Here is a 23753-nt window from a genome sequence, read left to right as displayed (position 1 = left end):
CCATTAAAAACAATTATGGACAAACCCAATACAGGCCAATTTAGCAGTAAGCACATAGCCGATGAATACGCCAGGCTGCTTGATGATGTAAGTGATATTGACAACCTGTTAAAAGATTTTAAAGCTCTTTTAAAAAAAACGGTAGAATACAAAGCCGACTACACCATGGAAGGGCTAAAGTACGTTGAGCTATTGCTAATACACTTAAAGCCATCTTTTGAAGAAGACAATGACCTTTTGCTGGAGGCAGCCTACTACATTGGCGAAACTGTTAAAAGAACCTTCAACGGTAGTTGGAGCATTTCTGATGATAAAGAAAACTTTCCGGATGGGTATGGCCAACCCATTATCACCGGCTATAGCGCTTATGGTGACTTTTATCCATTTATGGAGATGGAAAATTTTATAGCCAATCCATCCATCGGCTATTTTAAAAAAGTCATCAAATAACAGATCAGAATATTTTGGTCTTTATGATCCTTCTGCTCCTATAAGGCAAGGCCTTTAAAGGGCTGTTTTAACTTATTTTCAAATATAAACACTCCATTAAGCATATAATAAGTAAATCCTGCTTTTTTTAGGGAAACCCCGATGGACACCCGCCATCACGTATCATAAAACAATTGTCATTGAAATCCCCGCTCCTATTTGCATTTCTTCAAAACCCGCCGCTTCAAAATCTGTTAACACACAAGCTATTACATAAAACAACCTATGAAACTATTTAAATGTACCGATTGTGGTCAACTATTATATTTTGAAAACAGCGTTTGCGAATCGTGTAAAAACTCACTGGGCTTTGTTCCAGAAGATGTAAACCTGGTTACTTTAACACCCGCCGAAAATGGGGTTCACAACCTTTACGGCGACAAAAAATCACAACAGTACAAATACTGCGCAAACCATCAGTTTGATGTTTGCAACTGGCTTATCCCGGTCGATAGTGACAGTACTTTTTGCCGGGCATGCGAACTTAACCACATTGTACCAAACCTGTCAGATCCTGAACATCAAAGGCAATGGCAATTGATTGAGGTTGCCAAACACCGTTTGATTTACACCTTACTGCAAATGAAGCTGCCCCTGGTAAGCAAATTACAGGATATGGAAACGGGTTTAAGTTTTGATTTTTTAACCGATGTAAACGCGGTACAAAAGGTTTTAACCGGGCACGAAAACGGCCTCATCACCCTCAATATCAATGAGGCTGATGACGATAAACGCGAACTATCCCGTAAGGAAATGAACGAGCCTTACCGTACGCTGTTAGGCCATTTCAGGCATGAGGTGGGGCATTATTATTGGGACAGGTTGATTGATAACAGTCCGTTTATAGATGAATACCGTCAGCTGTTTGGCGATGAACGCGAAAATTACGCCCAGGCGCTGCAAAATCATTATAACCAGGGCGCTCCTGCCGACTGGAATTTAAACTTCATCAGCTCATACGCCAGTTCCCACCCCTGGGAAGATTGGGCCGAAACCTGGGCGCATTACCTCCACATCATCGATACCCTGGAAACCGGCGATTCCTTTGGTATAAAGGTAGCGCCACGCATAGCCGGTAAAGACCAAAGCTTGCAGGCCACCATCAAAACAAACCCCTATGAGCAGGAAAATTTTGAGGCTTTGGTTGATCTGTGGCTGCCGTTAACCTTCGCTATGAACAGCATGAACCGCAGCATGGGAAATCATGATTTGTACCCTTTTGTAATTCAGCCAAAGGTGATTGAAAAACTAAGCTTTATACATAAGGTTTGCTTTGCATCGAAGGTGGGGTAAAGACTTTTTATTAATTCCCTCCTTCGGGAGGGGCGGGATGGAATTGTGCGCAAACGCAGGGAGGGTTTTATACAAGCGATATTAAAAGATAGTACAGGGATGCTGTTTAACCCCTACCTCCCCTTCCCCAAGGAAGGAATCGCACGTGTCCCTGCTTTTTAGGGTTGTTAAAATCTATAGCACTCAACTATTCCACCCTGCTCACATCTACATTTACATACATCCGTTGCCCGGCGCCGCTGTAAACAATGCCTTTAAGGGGTACAATATCGGCAAAATCGCGGCCGATGGCGGTGCGGACGTGGCGGTCGTTTACCAACAGGTTGTTGGTGGCGTCAAACTCCGTCCACCCAAGGTTTGGAATGTACAGTGCTATCCAGGCGTGCGAAGCATCGGAACCAAACAGCTTGGGTTTGCCGGGTGGCGGCAGGGTTTCTATATAACCGCTTACATAACGGGCCGCCAAACCAATGGAACGCAAGCAGGCCAATGAAAAATGGGCAAAATCCTGACATACGCCTTTACGGTGTAAAAAAACTTCTTCCAGTTTGGTACTTACATCGGTAAAACCGGGGGTAAAATCAAAATCATTAAAAATGCGCGAATTAAGATGGAGCATGGCCTCCATAATTGGTCGGCCGGGCGTAAAAGACTCCAACACATATTCGCGAATACCCGGGATAAACACCACATGATCCGATTCGAGGTAAAACTGCCTCAGATCGTTTTCGGCTTCAGAGCTTCGCAGCCAGGTCACCACGTTTTCCCAAGGCATGGTATTTTTAGGGATGGTATTGAGCCAAACAGGTTCGGCAATTTTAACTTCGCTTTTAATTTCAACTGTGAGTCTTTGATGAAACTCCTCTATAGAAAAATAGATAAACTTGTTATTAAAAAAATCTTCCCTCGTCACTAAGAAATGCGGCTCGGGCTGTATGTGATAGTGCACCTTCTCTACCTCCTGAAAACTATGGTTAACCGGTACCTGGTAAACCAGGTTATGGCATAATGATGCCGGAAGCTGGTATTCGTACCTGGTAATATGCGTTATCCTGTATTTCATGGGTGTTGAAGTTCTTTAAAAATTAGGCTATGGTTAAACCGGCATCTTTTATAGCTCGGGTAAAGCGTTATTGCTTTTTACAAAACTGTACTGGCTTTGGGTTGGGCTAAAGTAACTCTCAAATATAATGGTTGATGCCTCGCCCAGTAACACAATTAAATGGCTTAAAAAGCGGCTCAACTCCTTTTTATCAGGCGCATTACCGCCCGATGTCACCATTCTGTTTACATCGCACAGCCTTATCATGGTTAGGGCTTCCAGCAGTTTTTTGTGGGCCGGGCTTAGTCCTTCATCGGTATGGCTATGCGGCAAATGATTCAGGTGTTCATCAACCTTTGATATTAAAAAGGCTACCGATTTGGGGTTATCCTCATTAACCAGCAACAGGCTTAATACGCCCGGCAACTGCAAGGTTGATCGATATAAATAGCGATACGTAACCAAACTTTCGTTGCACATCAATACCAGTTCCATCAATTGCTTCTCTACATCGGGCGTTACGTTGTTGGCTAATGTGGCTTGCAAAATGGTGCAGGTGTTAACCGACGACTCTAAAAAACGACCGATATTTAACAACCGCCAGCTGGATGCCCTGGTCATGTTATCATTATTGAGGCCGATAAAAGCCATAAGCTTGATGATAAACTGATCGAGGTTATGGTAAATTTTTCGCAAATCGTTACCGTTCTCCTTCATCAAGTCAAACTCTTCAGATATGCTATCTAAAATGCGCCAGGTATCCAGGCTTAACCTATCCCGTACGGCGTAACCATTAGTTAAAAATGATTGCAGCGACTGCGCCAGCGAGCCTGGACGAGACGGATCGACAGCCAAAGAGAGCAACTCCTTTTCGGGTTGCCTTAATTTGTTTTGGTCTATAGCGGCAAAGCCGGGTAGCGTACCCGTTAAAACACTTAAGCTTTTAAGGAGTATCACCAACGTTTGATCTGTTTCGGGGTGAATTTCATCATCGCGCTCGTTGTATATTTTAAGTACGATGCGCATCATCCGCACATTGCTTACCGCCCTATCCAGGTAACGGCCGAGCCAAAATAAGCTCTCGCCGGTGCGGCTGGGCAAAACGTTTTTAACCTGCCTTAATATGGGCTGATTTACAGCCGGCTTGTTTTGATTAACCGGCGATGGACCAAGCACCCAGGTATCTTTACTGATACCGCCCGTTTGATTTGAAATTATAAACTCCTCTTTGGTCGGGAAACTTCGGGATAAACCACCGGGCATTACATGGTAGGCCTGTTTATCCATATCGGCCACAATATAGCTCCTGAAAATGGCGTTGCAAGCTTCCAGGTTATTGCCTATTAAGGATGGCGTAGTACTAAAACTTACCACCTCCTGCGCAACATATAAATATGGGCGGGTATTTATTTCTTTTTTAAGATCGTCTATCTGTTTTTTACTTAATTCACTGCCCACATAAGGCACATTCTCGTTAGTCCGGTAAATGGTACGGATGATTAAAAAAGGCAAATTATCAAGCACGTATTTCTTTTCCTTTTCATGCCCGCACCACCAGGTAGCTATGGATGGCAAAATCAGTTCTTCATTCAGTAAATGCCTGCACAGGCGTGGTAAAAAGGCCATCAAACCGGGGTTTTCCAGTATGCGGCAACCCAGGGGATTAATAATGGTTACCTTTTTTTGCCGCACGGCTTCCATCAGCCCAACAACGCCTAAATGCGAATTACCCAAAAACTCCAGCGGATCGCAATAAATATCATCAACACGCCTTACAATAACATCTACCTTTTCCAGGCCCTTTAGCGTTTTAAGCCAAACGTAGCCGTCGCTTACGGTTAAGTCCTGCCCAAAGGCCAAGGTAATACCTAATGATGATGCCAGGTAAGCATGCTCAAAATAAGTTTCGTTGGCAGTACCGGGCGATAACAGCACTACCCGTGGGTTCTCTTTATTTTGTGAGGCGAGTTTGGTGAGTGTATTTTTTAGTGTTTGATAATAAGAGGAGATTTTACGCACCTGATTTTCACGGATCAGGTCTGGAAATACACGGGTCATGGCTGCCCTGTTCTCTAAGGTATAGCCCGCTCCCGAAGGTGCGTCTGTACGATCATGCAATACCCATATTTTACCAAGCGGGCCGCGTACCAGGTCGGCAGAATATTGGATAAGCTGAAACTTGCCGGGTATTTTGATCTTATCGGCCTGGCGTAAAAAACCTTTGTGGGTAAACACCATTTCAAAGGGGATAAATCCCTCTTTAATCAGCTTGCGTTCGCCATAAATATCTGATAAAATCAGGTTCAGCAGTTCGGCACGCTGGGCCAGGCCACGCTCAATATTTTCCCATTCCTGCTGGCTAAGCACCATAGGCACGGGGTCAAGCTTCCAGGGGCGGTTTATACCATCGGGATCACTGTATACGTTATACGTAACCCCGTTATCGCGCAGTTCCTGGCTAATTTCCCTGCTCCGGTGCTCCATCTTTTCAATGCCCAGCTCATCATAAGCATGGGCAAGCTTTTTCCAATGTTCGCGTACTACACCATCGGGCGCGGCAAGCTCATCAAAAAAAGGTTTGGCAGTTTCACGGCTCCGCTGCAGGTAAGTTTCAATCATGTTCCAAATCTCTTATTTTTCCGCTATAAATTCTTAGCATTTTTATACCGCCTCAAATCCATGGTGTACGGATACTCGGGGCTGATCACCTCATTGGTGATGGTATATTGCGGAAGTATATTCATTTTGGTAACAAAACGCCCCCCGGCAGCCTGCTGACTAACAGCCGGCTCAACCAAATTAACCGAGTGTCCAAAATCAAAAAAGCGCGAAATAATACGCGATTCGGCCTCATAGCTATTCACCGGGAAGGTATCATAACTACGCCCGCCCGGGTGTGATACGTGGTATTGGCATGCCGCTACGGATTTCTGTGTCCAGGTATCATACAAATCGAACACCAACGGCGTATCTGTACCAATGGTTGGATGCAGGGCCGATGGTGGCTGCCAGGCGCGGTAACGTACCCCGGCAATGTATTCGCCTTGTACACCGGTGCTTTTTAGTGGGATTTTTAAGCCGTTGCACAAAAACGTATAACGCGAATCTGTAAGGCCTGATATTTTAACCTGAATACGTTCCAGCGATGAATCAACAAAACGGGCGGTGCCGGTGCTCGACATTTCTTCTCCCAATACGTGCCATGGTTCAATGGCCATTTTTATTTCGATGTTGATATCATCAACCTGCAATTCGCCCAGGAATGGAAAACGGAAACTAAAGAAAGGCTCAAACCACGAGATATCAAAGCCATAACCGGCATCGCGCAAGCTATTTACCACTTCGGTCATATCCTTATAGCAGTAATGCGGCAGCAGGAAACGGTCATGCAATTCGGTTCCCCAACGTACCAGCTTATGATTGTATGGGGTTTTCCAGAACCAGGCCAGCAGCGTTCTGATCAACAGGAATTGCACCATGCTCATGCGGTAATGCGGCGGCATATCAAAGCCCCTGAACTCCAGGATGCCTAAACGACCGCTTGATGAATCGGGCGAGTAAAGTTTATCGATACAAAACTCAGATCGGTGGGTATTACCGGTAATATCTGTTAAAAAGTGACGGAAAATTCTATCAACCAACCAAAAAGGCACTTCGCCTTCGGTATGATCAGGCACTTGTTGAAAAGCAATTTCCAGCTCGTAAAGCGTTTCCATCCTGCCCTCATCAACCCGTGGTGCCTGGCTTGTTGGACCAATAAACTGGGTAGAGAACAGGTATGACAGGCAAGGATGATGCTGCCAAAAGGTAATGAAACTGCGCAAAATATCAGGCCTGCGCAACAGCGGACTATCAGATGGTACTTCGCCACCCAGCGTTACGTGGTTGCCGCCACCCGTACCGGTATGCCTGCCATCAATATTAAATTTCTCGGTAGCCAGCCGTGATTCGGCGGCTTTTTTGTACAGGATATCGTAGTTTTTAGCCAATTCGCGCCAGCTTGCGGCCGGGTGAATGTTTACCTCAATAACACCAGGATCTGGCGTGATCATCATTTTAGTAACGCGGTTATCGGCAGGCGGATCATAGCCCTCAATCAATACCGGCATTTTTAGCTTTTCGGCTGTACGCTCCACGGCATTAACCATGTATAAATAGTGCTCAAAATAGCTTGTAGGTGGGAAAAAGATAAACAGTTTGCCCTGCCTTACTTCAACTACCAAAGCTGTTTTAAAAATGATTTTTGTATTGTTAAACTTAGCGCCGGTTTCGGGGATCAGGCCGTCACCTTCGGGTAAGGCATCCACATCGGCAAACAGGCTTCTTTCCGGCAGCTCCTCCTGCTCGGCAGGATCAAAATACTGGATAGAATCTAAAGGCAGGCGCAAACCTACCGGTGAGTTACCCGGCACCAAAAACAGGTTTTTACGGCGGAAAGACCATTTGCAACTTTGCCAGTTGTTGCTTTCCAAATCCCATTTAATGGGCACTACATAGCCAACCGGCTCATTCAAACCGGTATTGAGTAGTTCGGCTAATTTTTGGCGCTCCAAAGGCGATTTCAGATCGATCTTTAGCGGATCGACATTAATAGGTGTTTTGCTTTCCTCCCACAAAAAGTAAAAAGGATCTTCGTAGGTTGGGGTGATATTTTTAGCATCAATGTGAAGTTCATCGCTAAGCCCACGCATAAACTTTTTGGCATCCTTGGCGGTAAGGCCGTAATCTTTAGATAGGTCGGCCATGAGGGTATCATTGTTCCACAAAGGCACGTTATCCTTACGCCAGTAGCATGCTAATTTCCAACGCGGTAAAGGCTCGCCGGGGTACCACTTACCCTGGCCGTATTGCATCAGCGCGCCCGCGCCATATTCGTTTTTAAGCTTGTGGAACAGGATGTTTGACAGGCGGCGTTTATGTTCGCCATCGGCAGCCGAATTCCATTCCGGGGCCTCGTTATTATCTACCGATACAAATGTCGGTTCGCCGCCCATGGTAAGGCGCACGTTGTTGGCTGCAAATTCTTCGTCAACCTTATCACCCAATGCCATAATATCGTCCCATTGCTCATCAGAGAAAGGCTTGGTTACACGTGGTTTTTCCTCTATACGGGTGATGGTGTTTTCAAAATGGAATTCCGTTTCGATGGGCTTATCCGAGTCGCTGATGATACCACCACTGATAGGCGCCGCGCTTTGCGGATCGGGCGTACAGGCAAGCGGAATATGCCCCTCGCCGGCAAATAAGCCTGATGTAGGATCGAGGCCCACCCAACCTGCACCGGGCAGGTAAACTTCGGTCCAGGCATGTAGGTCGGTAAAGTCCTGCTCGGGTCCTGATGGGCCATCAAGCGACTTGATATCTGGCTTTAGCTGCACCAGATAACCTGATGCAAAGCGGGCAGCCAAACCAAAATGCCTTAACAACTGCACAAATAGCCAGGCTGTATCCCGGCATGAGCCGGATTTAAGCTCCAATGTTTCCTCGCAGCTTTGCACACCCGGCTCCATGCGGATATTGTAAGAGATTTCGCTGTAAAGCAACCGATTAAGGGTAACCAAAAAATCCTGCGTTACGGCATTTTTTTTGAGTAGCTCGCTGGCTTTTTCGGTCAGATCCATCAACAGGGGGCCACGCTCGGTGATCTCCAGATAAGGGACCAGGTTTTTTTGCAGCGCTTCATCGTATTCAAAAGGGTAATGAACGGCGTATTCTTCCACAAAAAAGTCGAAGGGGTTAATCACCACCATATCGGCAATCACCTCAACATCAATAACAAACTCGTTTACTTTTTCGGGGAATACAATACGGGCAAGGTAGTTGCCAAAGGGGTCTTGCTGCCAGTTGATAAAATGGTTCTCGGGCAAAATTTTCAGCGAGTAGCCTTTAATCATGGTGCGCGAATGGGCCGCGGGCCGCAAACGGATAACCTGTGGCGACAACGTTATATGCCGGTCGTATTTATAACTTGTAAAATGACGAATTGCTACTTTTATTGACATAAACGATGTTTTATGTTATAAACATAGCCTATTTACAGTAAAATACGCAACAAACCGGCCCCTATTTTGTAAATTTTTAAAACAATTACAACATTTATAAAAAAGGCTAAATACGGTTGTGATTTTTTTAATGCAGGTGCTTCTGATAAGTGTAGGTTACCGTTTAATATCCTTTATATACCTGTAATATTCTTTCACGTACCCTTGGGGTCTCTCGATAGAGGACCCCAAGGGATTCGCTTACCAATGATTTTATTGCCGGCTGCTTAGCAACCAGGCTCAGGGTCCCTTTTCAAGGAGACCCTGAGCGGACGAAAATGTTAGTGTTTGATGAGTCAAACTATTCAATAATAAGGTACGCACAACAACTAATTGCTCACAGTTTATCAAACCACTCTATCCACTTTTTTTGTAGCGCAACTAATTCGCCGTGCGTGGAATACATAGAAACGCGCCCAAAATTTTCTCCTGTTATTTTTTTCAGCAGCCTGTTCGCCCGCCCGCCAATGGTGAACAAATCGTCGGCGCTATAGCCTCCATGTCCATAAAACTGTAATTGCTTCGATTTTATTCTCTCCAAAATGATTAAGTCGGCAGAATTAGTTAAACCCACTTCTTTTTTATCCGTAACTCGTTTTATCAAATCAGGAATCATCTCTTTGTAATGAAAAGCGATCCAACTCTCCGCTAAAAAAAGGAAGCGATAATCGCTATCCCTGTCAATCTTGTCGAGCATAAAAGATGCTGAATAATGCTTGGTGATCGCGCTATCTTTATAACAATAATTATCATAATCTTTTGCGCGCTCCGCTATCGCCTCTAAAAACCGTGTGGTCATTCTTGCATTCTTCGGGAATGGTTTAATTAAAACCTGGGCTTGTACGCTGCAAATAAATGAGATGATAATTAAAATAATCCAAAATAATTTTATCATAGTCTATACTTTTCCAGCGGTAAAATGTAATTGTCCCCACTTGTTGCGGTACCAATAATTAACTTTCATTGTTGACGTAAAACTCTTCAGATAAGGTCTACCATCAGCATAGCTTTATTTACCCATCATATTTATCGCATCGCCTAAACATCATAAATTGTTTTATCCCTTTAAAATTGCCTTCTATTTCCCAACTATTTGCATATTCCGAAAGTAGGCTAAGGCCCTCATCCCAGGGTTGGTTGTTAAAAGTACACTCCCCAATAAAAATTTCATTTTTTTGTTTGGACAAATAGATTTTGAGCCAGTTTATCTTATTTGAAGTGAGCTTACCGGGAATCAGGTGCTTTATACTTTCAAACAAAGGCTCGTTTTGTGGTTCTTCGCTCCATTTTCCCTGCGATAGCAACCTGCCCATCTTAGGATGCCACAACACATCACTTCCATTGGTGTTTACCATAAAATCAAATGCAGGATTATGGCTTTCAGAAAAACTATCAATTATGGTTAAAAATACAGAGTTAATATAATTGTCTAAACCGGATTTTATTTGTTCTTCAAAGGTAAGTCCCACCCCCATCAGGCTTTCCAGAATACCGCCTGAAAAATATCTCGGGTGGCTTGCCCGCACAGTTAACTGTAATAAACTGGGATGGTTATTAGGGATATCATTTATCACCACAGCAATTTCCAATTCGTCATTTACAATAATGGCCAGGTATTGCGTATGCCAATCAACCTTGTAGCCCATTTCAATGAGGCGGAGTTTAAAAGTCTCCATTAAATAAAGATTACGATTGATGGGTTGCGCAACTTCCGGCGGTACAGATTGTACTACAATGCCCGGCTTCTTTTTAAAAAAATCAAATAGTCCCATTTATAAACAACCATTAGCATTCCCATGTATCAGAATATACAGGACGTTTAGGTTGGCATAAATTTATAAAATTTATATCGATTTAAGAGGCGGACTAATAACTCATGGCGTTCCCTGCGGGCCGGGCTAACCGCTCATACGCGCACACGGCCTTAGGCACGGGCCAGTATCCGCTTTTATCCCTAACGCAATTTTGTCTGAATCAGAATTTTCAGAATTTGAGGATTTTCAGAATACTGTCCGAACCGGGATTCTTCAGATTAAAGGATTAACAGGATTGTTTTTTAACCGCATGCAAATCAAAATCCAAAAAACCAGATAAATCTGTTTAATCATGGTCCAGACAAAATCATCCGCACATCAAAAAATCTTGATACTTGATACTAACTACTTGCTACTAACAAAAACAATTTCCCCGTAATCGCATTTTAATAATTGCCACTCGTTTAGTATTCTTGTGTACATCTTTCTTATAGCTATAAATGGCTCTAAAACATAGTTCTGCTTTACCGCCAGAAATGTTGCGGGTATTTGAAACAATGCCGCAGCCTTATCTTATTCTTTCGCCGGAGCTTTATATGCTTACGGCAAGTAATGCTTATTTACAGCTTACCGGTAAAACCCGTGCCCAACTAATTGAACATTACCTGTTTGAAGTGTTTCCTAAAATACCCGATTGGAGTCACGAGGAGGGTGGTATTTCACACTCATTGGATACAGTTTTAAAAACCCGCAAACCGCACCAGTTACCGGTAACGAGGTTTGACATTCCTTCGGCAACAGATCCGCTGCATGTAGAGGAGCGCTACTGGAACACATCTCATACACCTGTTTTGAATGCCGATGGCGAGATCTGTTACATCATTCACCATACCGAGGATGTTACCGCGCAGGTAATTGCCGAGCGCAACCTCAAGGCAAGCCTTGAAAAAGAAACCGCCGCCGCGGCCCGGGCCGAAAACCTGAGCCTGCAAATGGAAAAGCTTTTTGACGAAATACCTGCCCAGGTAGCCATTGTAACCGGGCCCGACCTGATTTATGAATTTATAAATCCTCAATATAAAAACGAGCTTTTTCCTAACCGTGAAGTGTTGGGCAAGCCTGTATTATATGCACTGCCCGAGGTAGCCGGCGAACCGATTTGGGATATGCTGCAGCATGTTTACAAAACCGGCGAAACGATGGCCGGCCACGAAATACATATTCCTTTGGCTGATGAAATTGGAGGCCCGGTTAAGGATCATTATTTTAATTATGTATACCAGGCCATCCGCGATGAGGCCGGCAAAATTACCGGTGTTTTAAGTTTTAAATACGAGATAACGGAACTTGTTTTAGCCCGCAAACGACTGGAACTAAACGCGCAGCAATTAACCGAATTGAATCAGGGTCTGGCCAATGCCTATGAAGAAATCCAGGCTACCAACGAAGAAATCCAATCAGCCAATGAAGAACTGAGCGCCACCAACGAAGAATTGTTCCGGGCGCAACAAAGTATGTTGACGCTTAATGATGACCTTGAGTTACGCGTTGAACTGCGCAACATTGAACTTTTTAACGCCCAGGCCGAAGCCGCCGCCGAGCGCGACAGGCTTAAACGCTTTTTTATGCAGGTACCTACCGGCATTTGCGTGCTTGACGGCCCCGACTTGGTTTTTGAACTGGTAAACCCATCTTACCAGCAGTTGTTCCCCGGCCGGGAATTACTCAACAAACCTATTAAAGATGCCCTGCCCGAGCTGGAGGGCACTCCCATTATCGATATTTTAAAAAGCGTTTATTATACCGGCAATACATTTGAAGGTAAAGAGCTTTTGGTACCATTGGCCCGCACCAAGGATGGCCCTATTGAAGACCGGTATTTTACCTTTATTTACCAGGCCCGCTATGATGCCGATGGTACAGTTGATGGCATATTGGTTTTTGTTTTTGAACTTACCGAAACCATACTTACCCGCCAAAAAGAAAAAGAGAACGAACAGCGCTTTCGCTTTTTGCTAAATGCCATGCCCCAACAGGTGTGGACGGCCCGCCCCGATGGCACCCTTGATTATGTAAACGAGGTGGTATGCGACGATTTTGGGCAAAACATGGATCAGATACTTGGTCGTAGGCTACAGGAATTTATTCACCCCGACGATCAGCACCTGAGCGCGCAGAAATGGAAAGCCGCTTTGCAAAGCGGCAAGGAATTTATGGTTGAGTTTAGGCTTAAATTTCATGACGGCCAATATGTTTGGCACCTGGCAAGGGCCTTACCTTTGATAGAAAACGGGCACATTCGCCTGTGGCTGGGTACCAATACTAATATCGAAATTCAAAAAAATAACGAGCAAAAGAAGGATGAGTTTCTGTCTATCGCCAGTCATGAACTTAAAACGCCACTCACCAGCATCAAGGCATTTAACCAGTTAATGCAGCGCACTACCGATATGCACAAGCTAACCGGCTTTATCCAAAAATCGGCGGCGCATGTATTGCGGTTAGAGAAACTTATTAGCGATTTGCTTGATGTTACCCGTTTTAACGCGGGTAAAATGGAATACAATATGGAGGCTTTCAACTTTCTTGATATGCTTAAAGATAGCATTGAAAGTACCCAACAGGCCACCACATCGCACCAGATCATTTTACAACAAGCCGATGAAGCGACATATACCGGCGACCGTTTCAGGCTGGAGCAGGTGGTAAACAACCTGCTAAGCAACGCCATCAAATACTCGCCCGGCGCAGATAAGGTTATTGTAAACTGTATCGTCCATCCAGATAACAGCCTGATTGTATCGGTGCAGGATTTCGGTATAGGTATAGAAGAAAAAAACCTGATGCGCCTGTTTGACCGCTATTACAGAGTTGACAATACCGCCATGCGCTTTGAAGGCCTGGGCCTGGGATTGTTTATATCGGCCGAGATCCTAAAGCGGCATCACGGTAGCTTTTGGATTGAAAGCAAACCTAACGAAGGTTCCACCTTCTTTTTCAGACTGCTGTTACATTCGGCTGAAAAACCTGAACCAGTTATCAGGGGCGATGAGTTTTACCAGGACAGTACCATTACCCTCGTTTACAATAAAACCCATAACCGCATTGATGCCGACTGGACCGGCTTCCAAAATCTGGAAACTGTACAGCAGGGCTGCTTGCGCATGCTTGATATGCTACAGAAAAACCAGGTAAGCAAAGTACTCAACAGCAACGTGCATGTTCTGGGCAATTGGTCGGAAGCGGCCGACTGGGGTAATACCGAATGGTTCCCTGCTATGGAAAAAGCAGGCTTAAGATACTTTGCCTGGGTTCATTCAAAAAGCGTATTCAGCCAGTTATCGGCACAAAAAAGTATCGAAACTTTAAGAGGAAAGATTGTTTTCAGTTTTTTTGATGAGGTTAAAGAGGCCGAAGAGTGGATAGACAGTAAATAGGTATGTAACAACGCCGAGGATGTAAAAACCCTCAATTGCGCGTGCCGCTTGTGGCCCGCGTTTAGGTTTACATGTAAGGTTCCCAGCATGTACAGCGCCATAGTTTTTAAATCCCCTCTTGAGAGGGGCGTGCGCCGGATAGAGCGGTGGCGGGGTGTGTTCTGCAGCGTTCAACCGCCGCACGCATGAACACACCCCTCCGCCCCTCTCAAGAGGGGAATCGCGCATACCCCCGCTTTTTGCCACAACAATAACATACCTTACGCTATCATATACTCCATCAACTCATCCTGTAATTGCTGAGCCTTAACCACCAGCCTTCTGTCAATAATATAATGATCAATGTCAAGATCACGGCCCATAAGGTTCTCTTTGAATACATCTTTAAATTTGAAATATTTTAAAGAAAAATCCCACTCGTTTTGAAGGTGCCTAAAAACAGGTAGATCCTCTTTATTGAGCATGTTGTAGTTTACCACCATAAAGGCCTCGCGTTTTAACCGTTTAATACAGTTTAAAATATCCTGATTATAGGATATCCAAACTTTTAAATACTCTTGGGTATAGTTGCGGTAAAACGCCGTTGTTTTACGGTTTCGCCTAAACCAAAACCAGGCCATTTTAGGGAAAAACCTGCGGTTTTCATATCGTTTATCCATCACCTTAACGTCGCGGCGTAACAAGGAACTTATTACCGATTGATAATCGCGGATGATAACCATGTAACGGGCATCGGGAATTAATTCCTGGTAAACATCAAGAAACATACAGGTCCGTGGGTCTTTCCATCCCCATTGGTCATATAGTTGCTGCTTAACTTTAATAATGCTTTTAACTTTTTCGCGTTCGTAAACAGTAAAATCCTCTACGTGGGCAACCGTTAAGCCCGACCGGGGGAGCTTATGGTTATCGAGGATTTCCTCGTGCATTTTTAAAAATTCGCAGTCTTCAAAATGGCCTTCAACGTTGCCGGTGCCTGCGTCGCCAAGGCGTTCGCCCAGTTCCATACCGCAACGGGTAAGCCATTGCGTAATAAGCGATGTACCAGAGCGGTGCATGCCCGCTATAATAAGTGTTCTTTTTTGCATAGAATGTGATAAGGCGTTACATCAAAACAGGATGCGCCCTTTACATGAATTTTAGTTGGATACTTTGTGCTTGACCTGCTCAATGGGGTGCAGGTTATTTAAAATAAAATACAACAGCGATGATGTACTTTGCTGTACCGTATTTTCGCTGGTGTTGATATACAGATCTGGCGCGTTGGGAACGTCAAACCGGGCATTGATACCGGTAAGGTTTTTTAGCTTATCAGGGTGCCCCTCTGGTAAAAAAGCTTTTTTATAAAGGCCTTTGGTATCGCGTTCAACCAACTGTTTAACGGGGCAATCAACATGCACCACATTTACATGATGGTACTTATCGGCCAGTTCCCTACGCATTTCTTCATAGGGGTTTATAGCGCTCACTATAGCAACAATACCATGGGCCGAAAACCTATTGGCTACAAAACCCAGCCGTCTGATGTTTTCGCAACGATCTTCCTTACTAAAGCCAAGATCCCTGCAAATCTCGCTGCGGTATTCGTCGCCATCAATAATCTCGGTTCTGATGCCAAGCTCTGTTAATTCGGTTGCAACATTTTTGGCTAATGTTGTTTTACCTGCACCTGATAATCCGCAGAATAGAAGTATCATAAATTTTTAGTTTTATGTTTTATATCATACTCCGGAAACAGTGCAGGCTGCTTTCGTTAAGTGAACATAGCAAATTAAAGTACAGGTTAATTTTGTTACAATGTAAATAGTTCTTTACATAAGCAGCTACCGCTGCTGCAAAACAGCAAAAAACCACCATGCTACTACGTAAAGGCGGTTTTTAAATAAAAGTATACCGCTACGTGGGTACATAGCCAGTTGATACACCTAACAAAAATGTTACTTATTTCGGCGCGGCAAAAATGTGCTTGTTGTGCCGTTAATGCAATATTTTAAACATCAGCTCTTTCATCAGCTCGCCGTGCGGAGCGGTGGAGTCAACACCCTTGCTTTTTAAATCGTACTCGCGCAGGTAACTGATGATCTGCATGGTTTTGGGGTAATTATAACTGCGACCGGCCAGTTCATAATCTTTTACAAAGTAAGGGTTAACCCCCAGCTCGCGCGCCAGGTTTTGCTGCGATTTATCTTTGATATAATGATAAGCCAGCACCTTGCTAAAAAAGTTATTAAGGTTGCCCAGCACCAGTACTATAGGGTTGTTTTTAGGATTGGCTTCAAAGTAATTGATAATCTGGTTAACCTTAAAGGCATCCTTTTTGCCCAGTGCAGTTTGCAGTTCAAATACATTATATTCCTTACTGATGCCTATGTTATCCTGCACATGTTTCAAGCTTATTTCCTGCCCGGCAGCTACGTTGAGCATCAGTTTTTCAAGTTCGTTGGCAATTTTAGATAGATCGTTACCCAGATACTCAGATAACATGGCCGAAGCCTGCGTGCTTATCTTATAACCTTTATCACTAATAAAACCTTCTATCCAGGCCGGCACCTTGCTATCATACAAAGTGGCCGATTCAAAGATCAACCCGCTTTTATCAATAGCCTTATATGTTTTTTTGCGCTTATCAAATTTGCCGTACTTGTAGCAAAACACCAGTATGGTACTTGGTAAAGGCTTTTCAAGGTAACTAAGCAGTGGGTCTATTCCCTTTTTATCATCATCCTTGCCCCATTTCATATCCTGGGCCTCTTTCACTATAACCACCTGGTAATCGGCCATCATGGGGTAACGTTTTGCCGCGTTTAGCACGGTCATTATATCGGTATCCTTGCCGTATACTACCGTTTGGTTAAAACCCTTCTCGGCATCGCTAAGCAGGTTGTGCTCAATGTGGTTACCCACCAAATCGATAAAATAAGGTTCTTCGCCGTGCAGCAGGTACACGGGTTTGTATTTTCGGCTTTTAATATCCTTAATTATCTCGGCGGCTGTCATAAGTCAAAATTAAAAATTCAAAAGTCAAAAAAGGCTTTTCAATTTGATATCAAAATTAAAAATTTCATTGCTGGAATAATCCATTTAACTTAAATGTGGAAAGTAAAATATGAATTGCATCGTGCTTGCCGTTAATCATTCTTATTTTTGGCCGTAATAGCCGCGTAAATCATAATGTCGGCATCGCGAAGTGTAATATGCCTGGCCGATGAAAGATGCGGATAACATAAACTAACCAAGGAACGACTCACCCCGAACATCGCTGCGCTCGTTCTACCCCTCTCTCCGACTGCGTCGCATAGAGGGGCTGGAAAATAAAAATGGGGTTACCCTCTATGCGGCTTTAGCCGGAGAGAGGGTCGGCCAGCGAAGCGCTGCCGGGGTGAGTGGTAGCCAGCGTTTAAACATTACTTGAAAAACGCAACCGTTATTGCGAAGCTATTTTTGACTTTTTAATTTTGAATTTTGACTTTACAGCCCCTCAACCTCCCTCCCTATCCTTTTAAAATAAGCGACGATGGTAACGGGCAATTCTCATTATTTGATGAAATCCGTAAAAAAACCATCATCCTTACGCCCGAGGAATGGGTAAGGCAGCATTTTGTTCAATACCTCATCAAACAAAAAAATTACCCACGCTCGTTAATCAGGCTTGAGGGTGGCCTTAAGTTGAACGGATTACAAAAACGTACGGATATTGTGGTGTTTAATACCGCCGGCCAGCCTATTTTAATTGTGGAGTGCAAAGCGCCCTCGGTAACGATAGATCAAAAAACCTTCGATCAGGTTGCAAGGTATAATATGGTACACAAGGTATCTTTATTGGCGGTAAGCAACGGTTTGCAGCATTACTATTGCACTATTGACCAGGAAAAACGGGAATACCGGTTTATTGAAGACTTGCCTGTTTATAGTAAGCCTGTTTAATTAAGCTACCTGCACAAGATGCTGTATTTTTTCAAGCAGTTCATCGGGTTTAAATGGCTTGGATACATAGTCGTTCATCCCTGCTTCGTAAATCTTTTCTTTAATATCCATTAAAGCTGACGCTGTTAGCGCGATAATTGGGATACCCGATTTTTTAGGGTCGGCCATTTTCCTGATCTCCATAGCCGCGTCAAGTCCATTCATTACCGGCATCTGCAGGTCCATCAGTATAATATCAAAATTGCCGTATTGCATCAGCTCAACCGCGCGCATACCGTTTTCGGCAATGGTTGGAGTAATTTTCCATTTAGAAAGCAGCTTTTTCATCAGCATAACGTTCACCATGTTATCTTCGGCAATAAGCATCCTGATACAGGCCAGGCCGGCAGATTCTGCTGTTGGCGATTCTACTGCTGCAACAACCGGCTTATCTGCCAACATTTCTGTTGATACCGGGAATTCCATCGCGAACGAAAACTCCGATCCTTTACCCATTTTGCTACTCACATCCATATGCAGACCCTGCAAATCAAGCAGGCGTTTTACAATGGCCAGGCCAAGGCCCGTGCCACCGTATTGCCGGGTGGTGGTTAATGACTCCTGGGTAAAGGGTTCAAATATGGTGCTCAGGTTATGTTCCTCAATACCTATACCGGTGTCTTTTATCGAAAACTTAACGGTAACCGTGTTGTGCCTGTCCTCAAAACAAGTTACCCTTACCCACACGTTGCCGTGGGCCGTAAATTTTATGGCGTTGCTAACCAGGTTATAAATTATTTGGGTAATGCGGGTAGGATCGCCAAAAAGCACTTTATTTTTTAACGTACTGTCAATATCCAGCTTAAACATCAACCCTTTTTCTTCAGCTTTTAAAATAGAGGCACCGCAAATGCTATGCATTAATTCAACCAGGTTAAAGCGGATGTTCTCGAACACTAACTTGCCCGATTCGATCTTATTAAAATCAAGTACATCGTTCACAACGGCAAGCAGGTTATTTGCTGAAAACCTAAGTATTTCGAGATTTTCTTTCTGATCGTTTCTTGGATTACCCATCATGAGCAGGTTACTCATACCAATTACCGCGTTAAGCGGCGTACGGATTTCGTGCGACATGGTTGACAGAAACTCCGATTTGGCATGGGTTGATTTTTCGGCTTTTTCTATCGCCATATTCAGCTTGCCATTAAGCTCTTCCTGCTCTTTGGCGCTATCCTTAAGCTGCTTGATATTTTTTAAAAAAGCGGTATAAAAATGGCTGTGGATAAATATAAGTAGTATAAAATTGGCAAACAGGGTAATAATAATGGTTGATTGATCTATCCTATCGGGCTTTATGCCTATAACATACCCTTTAGTAAATTCAACAATCATAAACAACAACACGGGTATGGTATTCAATAATGAATAAACCAGGCCACCGGTTTGCCCAAGCATGTAGTAGCTAAATACAATAACCAATATTATTACCTGCACGGTAATAATATTAACCGTTTGCACTGTAAAATACACTACAGACATGTTGACCACCGTACCAGCGCAAAGCAATAAATGAGATACGAGGCGCCAATTGGGGCGATAGGTGAGCATTTTAAACAATATGGCAACGCAGGCCATAAGACCGGCGGCGGTATAAGCCAGCATCATTTGGCCCTGAAAATAAACGCTTAAGAAAATAGCTCCCAAAGCCACAAAAACCAGTGGAAACCCAAAAAAAAGCAGGCGAATACGAGCCTGGTCAAGAAAAGGCTGGTCCTTGAAAAGAATGTTGTTAATGGAAAAGTTAAAGAAACTTATTTTCTTACCCATGTAATGTAATTGGCTTACCCCGCGCGTGGCATTTAAACAAAACCGCTATACAGGTTTATTTTAAATGCCACGCCCAAGGCGTCAATAACATGAGCAATTAGCAAGCCAAATCGGCAAGGTTTTGTTCGGTGATCTTTAGTTTAGCCTCGGCATCGGCTCTTTTTTGTCGCTCATTTTCAACAATTTCGGACTTAGCATTAGCCATAAAACGTTCGTTATTTAATTTGGCATCTACCGATTTAAGGAAGCCTAACAGGTAGTCCCTTTCCTTATTAAGCCTGGCACATTCAACTACCGGATCGATACTTTCATTCAACGGAATAAAAAATTCATCGGTTAACGCAAGAAAATTAACTGCACCGGAAACTTTATCGTTAACCGCGGTAAATACACTGATGTTACCCAGTTTGGCAATAATAGCCTCATACTGCTGATAATTTATACCGGAGTTTGATTTAACCGAGAGTTCAAGCGCCTCTTTAGGCGAAATTTGTTTGGTTTGGCGAATATTCCTGATTTGAGTAAGAATTATTTTCACCACTTCCACTTCACTTAACAACTGAGTATTTATTTCCCCAATATTTGGCAATTGCGCAACAATGCAACAGTCTAAGGTATCTCTTTCCCCAAATAGCTCATCGTGCCATAATTCCTCGGTAAGGAAAGGCATAAAAGGATGCAGAATTTTAAGGATATTTTCAAAGTACGCTACGGTTGCTTTATAAGTAACCGCGTCAATTGGCTGCTGGTAGGCAGGCTTAATCATTTCCAGGTACCAGGCGCAGTAATCGTCCCAAACCAGTTTGTAGGTAGCCATTAAAGCTTCAGATAAACGGTACTGGGCAAAGTTGTCTTCAATTTCGCCAAGGGCCTGGTTAAACCTGCTGTCAAACCATTCAATAGCTATTTCATTAGGGTTGGCAAGGCTGTTATCAACCTCCCAGCCTTTTATCAGTTTAAAGGCATTCCAAATTTTGTTGGCAAAATTGCGGCCTTGCTCGCAGTAGCTTACATCAAACATTAAATCGTTACCGGCCGGTGAGCATAGCAACATACCTACGCGCACGCCATCGGCACCGTACTGCTCAATCAAATCCAATGGATCTGGCGAGTTACCTAATGATTTTGACATTTTGCGTCCTAACTTATCTCTTACAATACCAGTTAGGTAAACGTTTTTAAACGGAGCCTGGCCTCTAAACTCATGTCCGGCCATAATCATCCGGGCTACCCAGAAAAACAGGATCTCAGGAGCGGTTACAAGGTCGTTTGTTGGATAGTAATAGTTGATATCGGCATTATTGGGATCTTTAAATCCGTCGAAAACCGATATCGGCCACAACCACGATGAAAACCAGGTATCAACCACATCGGGGTCCTGCGTTAAATCGGCAGTGGTGAGTTGTAAGTTGTGAGTTTTAAGCTGAGCTTCTTTAAGCGCTTCATCTTCGCTTTTGGCAATAACAAATTCGCCATTGGGTAAATACCATGCCGGAATTTGCTGCCCCCACCAAAGCTGGCGACTAATATTCCAATCGCGCACGTTTTCCATCCAGTGGCGGTAGGTGTTCACAAACTTTTCTGGAATAAGCTTTACCTCACCGTTCAACACATAGTCGAGCGCAGGCTTGGCCATCTCGCCCATTTTGCAAAACCATTGCATAGATAGTTTAGGTTCGATAACCGCGTCGGTACGTTCGCTAAAACCAATTTGCGATTTATAATCTTCAACCTTGGCCAGCGCACCGGCTTCTTCAAGCAGTACCGCTATTTTTTTACGGGCGATGAAACGATCTTCGCCAACTAAAATCTGCGCTTTTTCGTTCAGCGTGCCATCGTCATTTAAAATATCAATAACAGGGAGGTGATGTTTTTGCCCAAGCTCGTAGTCATTCAAATCATGCGCCGGGGTAACCTTTAAACAGCCGGTACCAAAATCCATGGTAACGTAGTCATCTAATATCACCGGAATTTCACGGTTAATCAGCGGAATAAATACCCGCTTACCATGCAAATGCACGTACCTCTCGTCATTAGGGTTGATACATATCGCCGCATCAGCCATAATAGTTTCAGGGCGGGTGGTAGCAATTGTTAAGTATTTAGTATCAAGTATCAAGTCGTTAGAGTTTTGATCGTCTGCGCCTTGGTCTTGATACTTGATACTTGATACTTGATACTTAATATAGTATAACTTCTGATTTACTTCCTTACGGATAACCTCCTCATCACTTACCGCGGTTTTACCTTGTGGGTCCCAGTTTACCATACGTACGCCGCGGTAAATGAGGCCTTTTTTATAAAGATGGATGAAGGTATCTATTACGGCTTCGGATAGCTCCTCATCCATTGTAAATTTGGTGCGGTCCCAATCGCATGAGGCACCTAATTTTTTAAGCTGATCGAGGATGATACCACCGTATTTTTCTTTCCACTCCCAGGCATAAGTTAAAAACTCGGGACGGGTAAGATCTTTTTTGGCGATGCCGCGCTCTTTAAGCATAGCAACCACCTTAGCTTCGGTAGCTATACTGGCATGATCGGTGCCGGGAACCCAGCAGGCGTTTTTGCCTTTCATACGGGCGCGACGTACCAATACATCCTGTATGGTATTGTTTAACATATGCCCCATGTGCAAAACCCCGGTAACGTTTGGCGGCGGAATGACTATAGTATAAGGCTCGCGCTCATCGGGCACACTTTTAAAAAAGTTGTGCTTTAACCAGTAACTGTACCATTTATCTTCGGTTTCTTTAGGCAGATATGTTTTAGAAATACTCATAACGCGCAAAAATACGATTGTTAGGGTTTGTTAGCAAATAGGTTTTTGCTGATAGTCCATAGATCATGGTTGATGGTTCATGACAGCAAAATATCACCCATTTGATAGCACTTTATTTGCCTGAATAATCAAAATCAATTAGTAGTAACTATTCCCCATGAACTCCTCTGTCACCATGATCTATGAACCATCAACCATGAGCTAATACAATATTTCCACAATTAAAAAGTTATAGTATAACTGAAAGTGTTAAAAAATGTTAAAAGCAATGAAATCACTGCATGCACACCGTTTTTGGCTTGATGTTTTAAAAAAATCAAGGCTGGATATTGTTATCAACTGGTTTAACCGCTAAGCTCCAAGGCCCCCGGGGCTTGCGTGTTTTTATTAGTTTTTCGATATAAAAAACTTCCTTTAATCTTGATGTATCCTCTAACTGCCTGAACCAGGATTTTTTGAGCAAATGTTATCCGTATGCAAATCAAAATCCCAAAAATCTTATCAATCTGCTTAATCACGGTTTAGACAAAAAATCAAATAATCGGCTTTTAAAATCTGCACATTTGCATATCTGAAATCTGCACATATGCTCAAAAAGTACTCCTCCCTCCTGCTTATTGTTTTGTTTATTCTGTGGGGATGTAATCGCCAGCCAGCCAATTTATATAAGGTTGTAAAAGTTAAAGATGGCGATACCCTTGGTTTACTAACCAGCGATAACCAGGAAATGACCGTGCGCCTTGCCGAGATTGACTGCCCCGAAAAAACACAGGCCTTTGGGCAGGCGGCAAAAAAAGCTACATCTGATTTGTGTTTTGGTAAATATGTAAAGCTGATAGGCAACGTGCATGACCGCTACGGTCGCACCGTGGCTTTGGTTATTTTGGAGGATGGTACCAACGTAAATTACCGGCTGGTAAAAACCGGTTATGCCTGGCAATACAAACAGTACTCACAAAGCACCGAACTGGCAGGTTATGAACAACAGGCACGCCAAAATAAGCTTGGTCTTTGGCAGGAACCTAACCCTACACCGCCCTGGGAGTACAGGCGCGAAAAGAAAGCCGGCTACCAGGCAAGCAAACCAGACAGCCTGCAAAACAAATCTAAAAGACATTATAAAAAGCGTAAACCTAAACTTGAAGAAGCATATTAAAACCTTAACTTTATAGCGATATCACC

At 43.7% G+C, this 23753-nt stretch carries 15 protein-coding genes; 5 read left to right on the top strand and 10 right to left on the bottom strand.

Annotated features, from left to right (window positions below):
* Positions 1–15 precede the first annotated feature (15 nt).
* Entirely contained in the window at positions 16–450 is a 435-nt protein-coding gene (locus tag QWZ17_RS10280; RefSeq protein ID WP_290305110.1) for a hypothetical protein, read from the top strand.
* 264 nt (positions 451–714) lie between these two features.
* The gene (locus QWZ17_RS10275; RefSeq protein ID WP_290305109.1) at positions 715–1782 is read left to right on the top strand and encodes a zinc-binding metallopeptidase family protein; all 1068 of its coding nucleotides are present in this window, start codon (positions 715–717) and stop codon (positions 1780–1782) included.
* Positions 1783–1969: 187 nt separating this feature from the next.
* On the opposite strand, the gene QWZ17_RS10270 is transcribed toward QWZ17_RS10275, so the two are convergent.
* The 5 genes from QWZ17_RS10270 to QWZ17_RS10250 form a co-directional block, all read right to left on the bottom strand.
* A complete protein-coding gene (locus QWZ17_RS10270) occupies positions 1970–2845 on the bottom strand; it encodes a transglutaminase family protein (protein ID WP_290305108.1) in 876 nt (291 codons plus the stop codon).
* Positions 2846–2893: 48 nt separating this feature from the next.
* Positions 2894–5443, bottom strand: a complete 2550-nt coding sequence (locus tag QWZ17_RS10265; RefSeq protein ID WP_290305107.1) for a circularly permuted type 2 ATP-grasp protein — start codon at positions 5441–5443, stop codon at positions 2894–2896.
* A 23-nt stretch (positions 5444–5466) separates the two neighbouring features.
* Positions 5467–8826, bottom strand: a complete 3360-nt coding sequence (locus tag QWZ17_RS10260) for a transglutaminase family protein (protein WP_290305106.1) — start codon at positions 8824–8826, stop codon at positions 5467–5469.
* A gap of 376 nt (positions 8827–9202) precedes the next feature.
* Entirely contained in the window at positions 9203–9760 is a 558-nt protein-coding gene (locus tag QWZ17_RS10255; protein WP_290305105.1) for a hypothetical protein, read from the bottom strand.
* Between the two features lie 118 nt (positions 9761–9878).
* Positions 9879–10637: a DUF6348 family protein gene (locus QWZ17_RS10250; protein ID WP_290305104.1), complete on the bottom strand. Its 759-nt coding sequence runs from the start codon at positions 10635–10637 to the stop codon at positions 9879–9881.
* Positions 10638–11119: 482 nt separating this feature from the next.
* On the opposite strand from QWZ17_RS10250, the gene QWZ17_RS10245 reads away from it, so the two are divergent.
* Positions 11120–14056, top strand: coding sequence for a PAS domain-containing protein (locus tag QWZ17_RS10245; protein WP_290305103.1), 2937 nt, complete (start codon positions 11120–11122; stop codon positions 14054–14056).
* A 260-nt stretch (positions 14057–14316) separates the two neighbouring features.
* On the opposite strand, the gene QWZ17_RS10240 is transcribed toward QWZ17_RS10245, so the two are convergent.
* The 3 genes from QWZ17_RS10240 to holA form a co-directional block, all read right to left on the bottom strand.
* Positions 14317–15144: a sulfotransferase gene (locus QWZ17_RS10240; protein WP_290305102.1), complete on the bottom strand. Its 828-nt coding sequence runs from the start codon at positions 15142–15144 to the stop codon at positions 14317–14319.
* A 51-nt stretch (positions 15145–15195) separates the two neighbouring features.
* Positions 15196–15753: an adenylyl-sulfate kinase gene (gene cysC, locus QWZ17_RS10235; RefSeq protein ID WP_290305101.1), complete on the bottom strand. Its 558-nt coding sequence runs from the start codon at positions 15751–15753 to the stop codon at positions 15196–15198.
* A gap of 280 nt (positions 15754–16033) precedes the next feature.
* Complete coding sequence (gene holA, locus QWZ17_RS10230; RefSeq protein WP_290305100.1) at positions 16034–17053, bottom strand: DNA polymerase III subunit delta; 1020 nt, start codon at positions 17051–17053, stop codon at positions 16034–16036.
* A 462-nt stretch (positions 17054–17515) separates the two neighbouring features.
* Here holA and QWZ17_RS10225 point away from each other — a divergent pair, with 462 nt between their 5' ends.
* Positions 17516–17980, top strand: coding sequence for a type I restriction enzyme HsdR N-terminal domain-containing protein (locus tag QWZ17_RS10225; RefSeq protein WP_290305281.1), 465 nt, complete (start codon positions 17516–17518; stop codon positions 17978–17980).
* On the opposite strand, the gene QWZ17_RS10220 is transcribed toward QWZ17_RS10225, so the two are convergent.
* Positions 17981–19789: an ATP-binding protein gene (locus QWZ17_RS10220; RefSeq protein WP_290305099.1), complete on the bottom strand. Its 1809-nt coding sequence runs from the start codon at positions 19787–19789 to the stop codon at positions 17981–17983.
* A gap of 97 nt (positions 19790–19886) precedes the next feature.
* Positions 19887–22571 carry a valine--tRNA ligase gene (locus QWZ17_RS10215; RefSeq protein ID WP_290305098.1) on the bottom strand — a complete coding sequence of 895 codons (2685 nt, stop codon included), beginning with the start codon at positions 22569–22571 and terminating at the stop codon, positions 19887–19889.
* Between the two features lie 586 nt (positions 22572–23157).
* On the opposite strand from QWZ17_RS10215, the gene QWZ17_RS10210 reads away from it, so the two are divergent.
* A complete protein-coding gene (locus QWZ17_RS10210; protein WP_290305097.1) occupies positions 23158–23727 on the top strand; it encodes a thermonuclease family protein in 570 nt (189 codons plus the stop codon).
* Positions 23728–23753 lie beyond the last annotated feature (26 nt).

The sequence above is a fragment of the Mucilaginibacter flavus genome, assembly GCF_030409315.1.
In the GTDB taxonomy this organism is placed as follows: Bacteria; Bacteroidota; Bacteroidia; order Sphingobacteriales; family Sphingobacteriaceae; genus Mucilaginibacter; species Mucilaginibacter flavus.
Note: the sequence above shows the minus strand (reverse complement) of the source record. Positions and strands in the feature narration are given on the sequence as shown.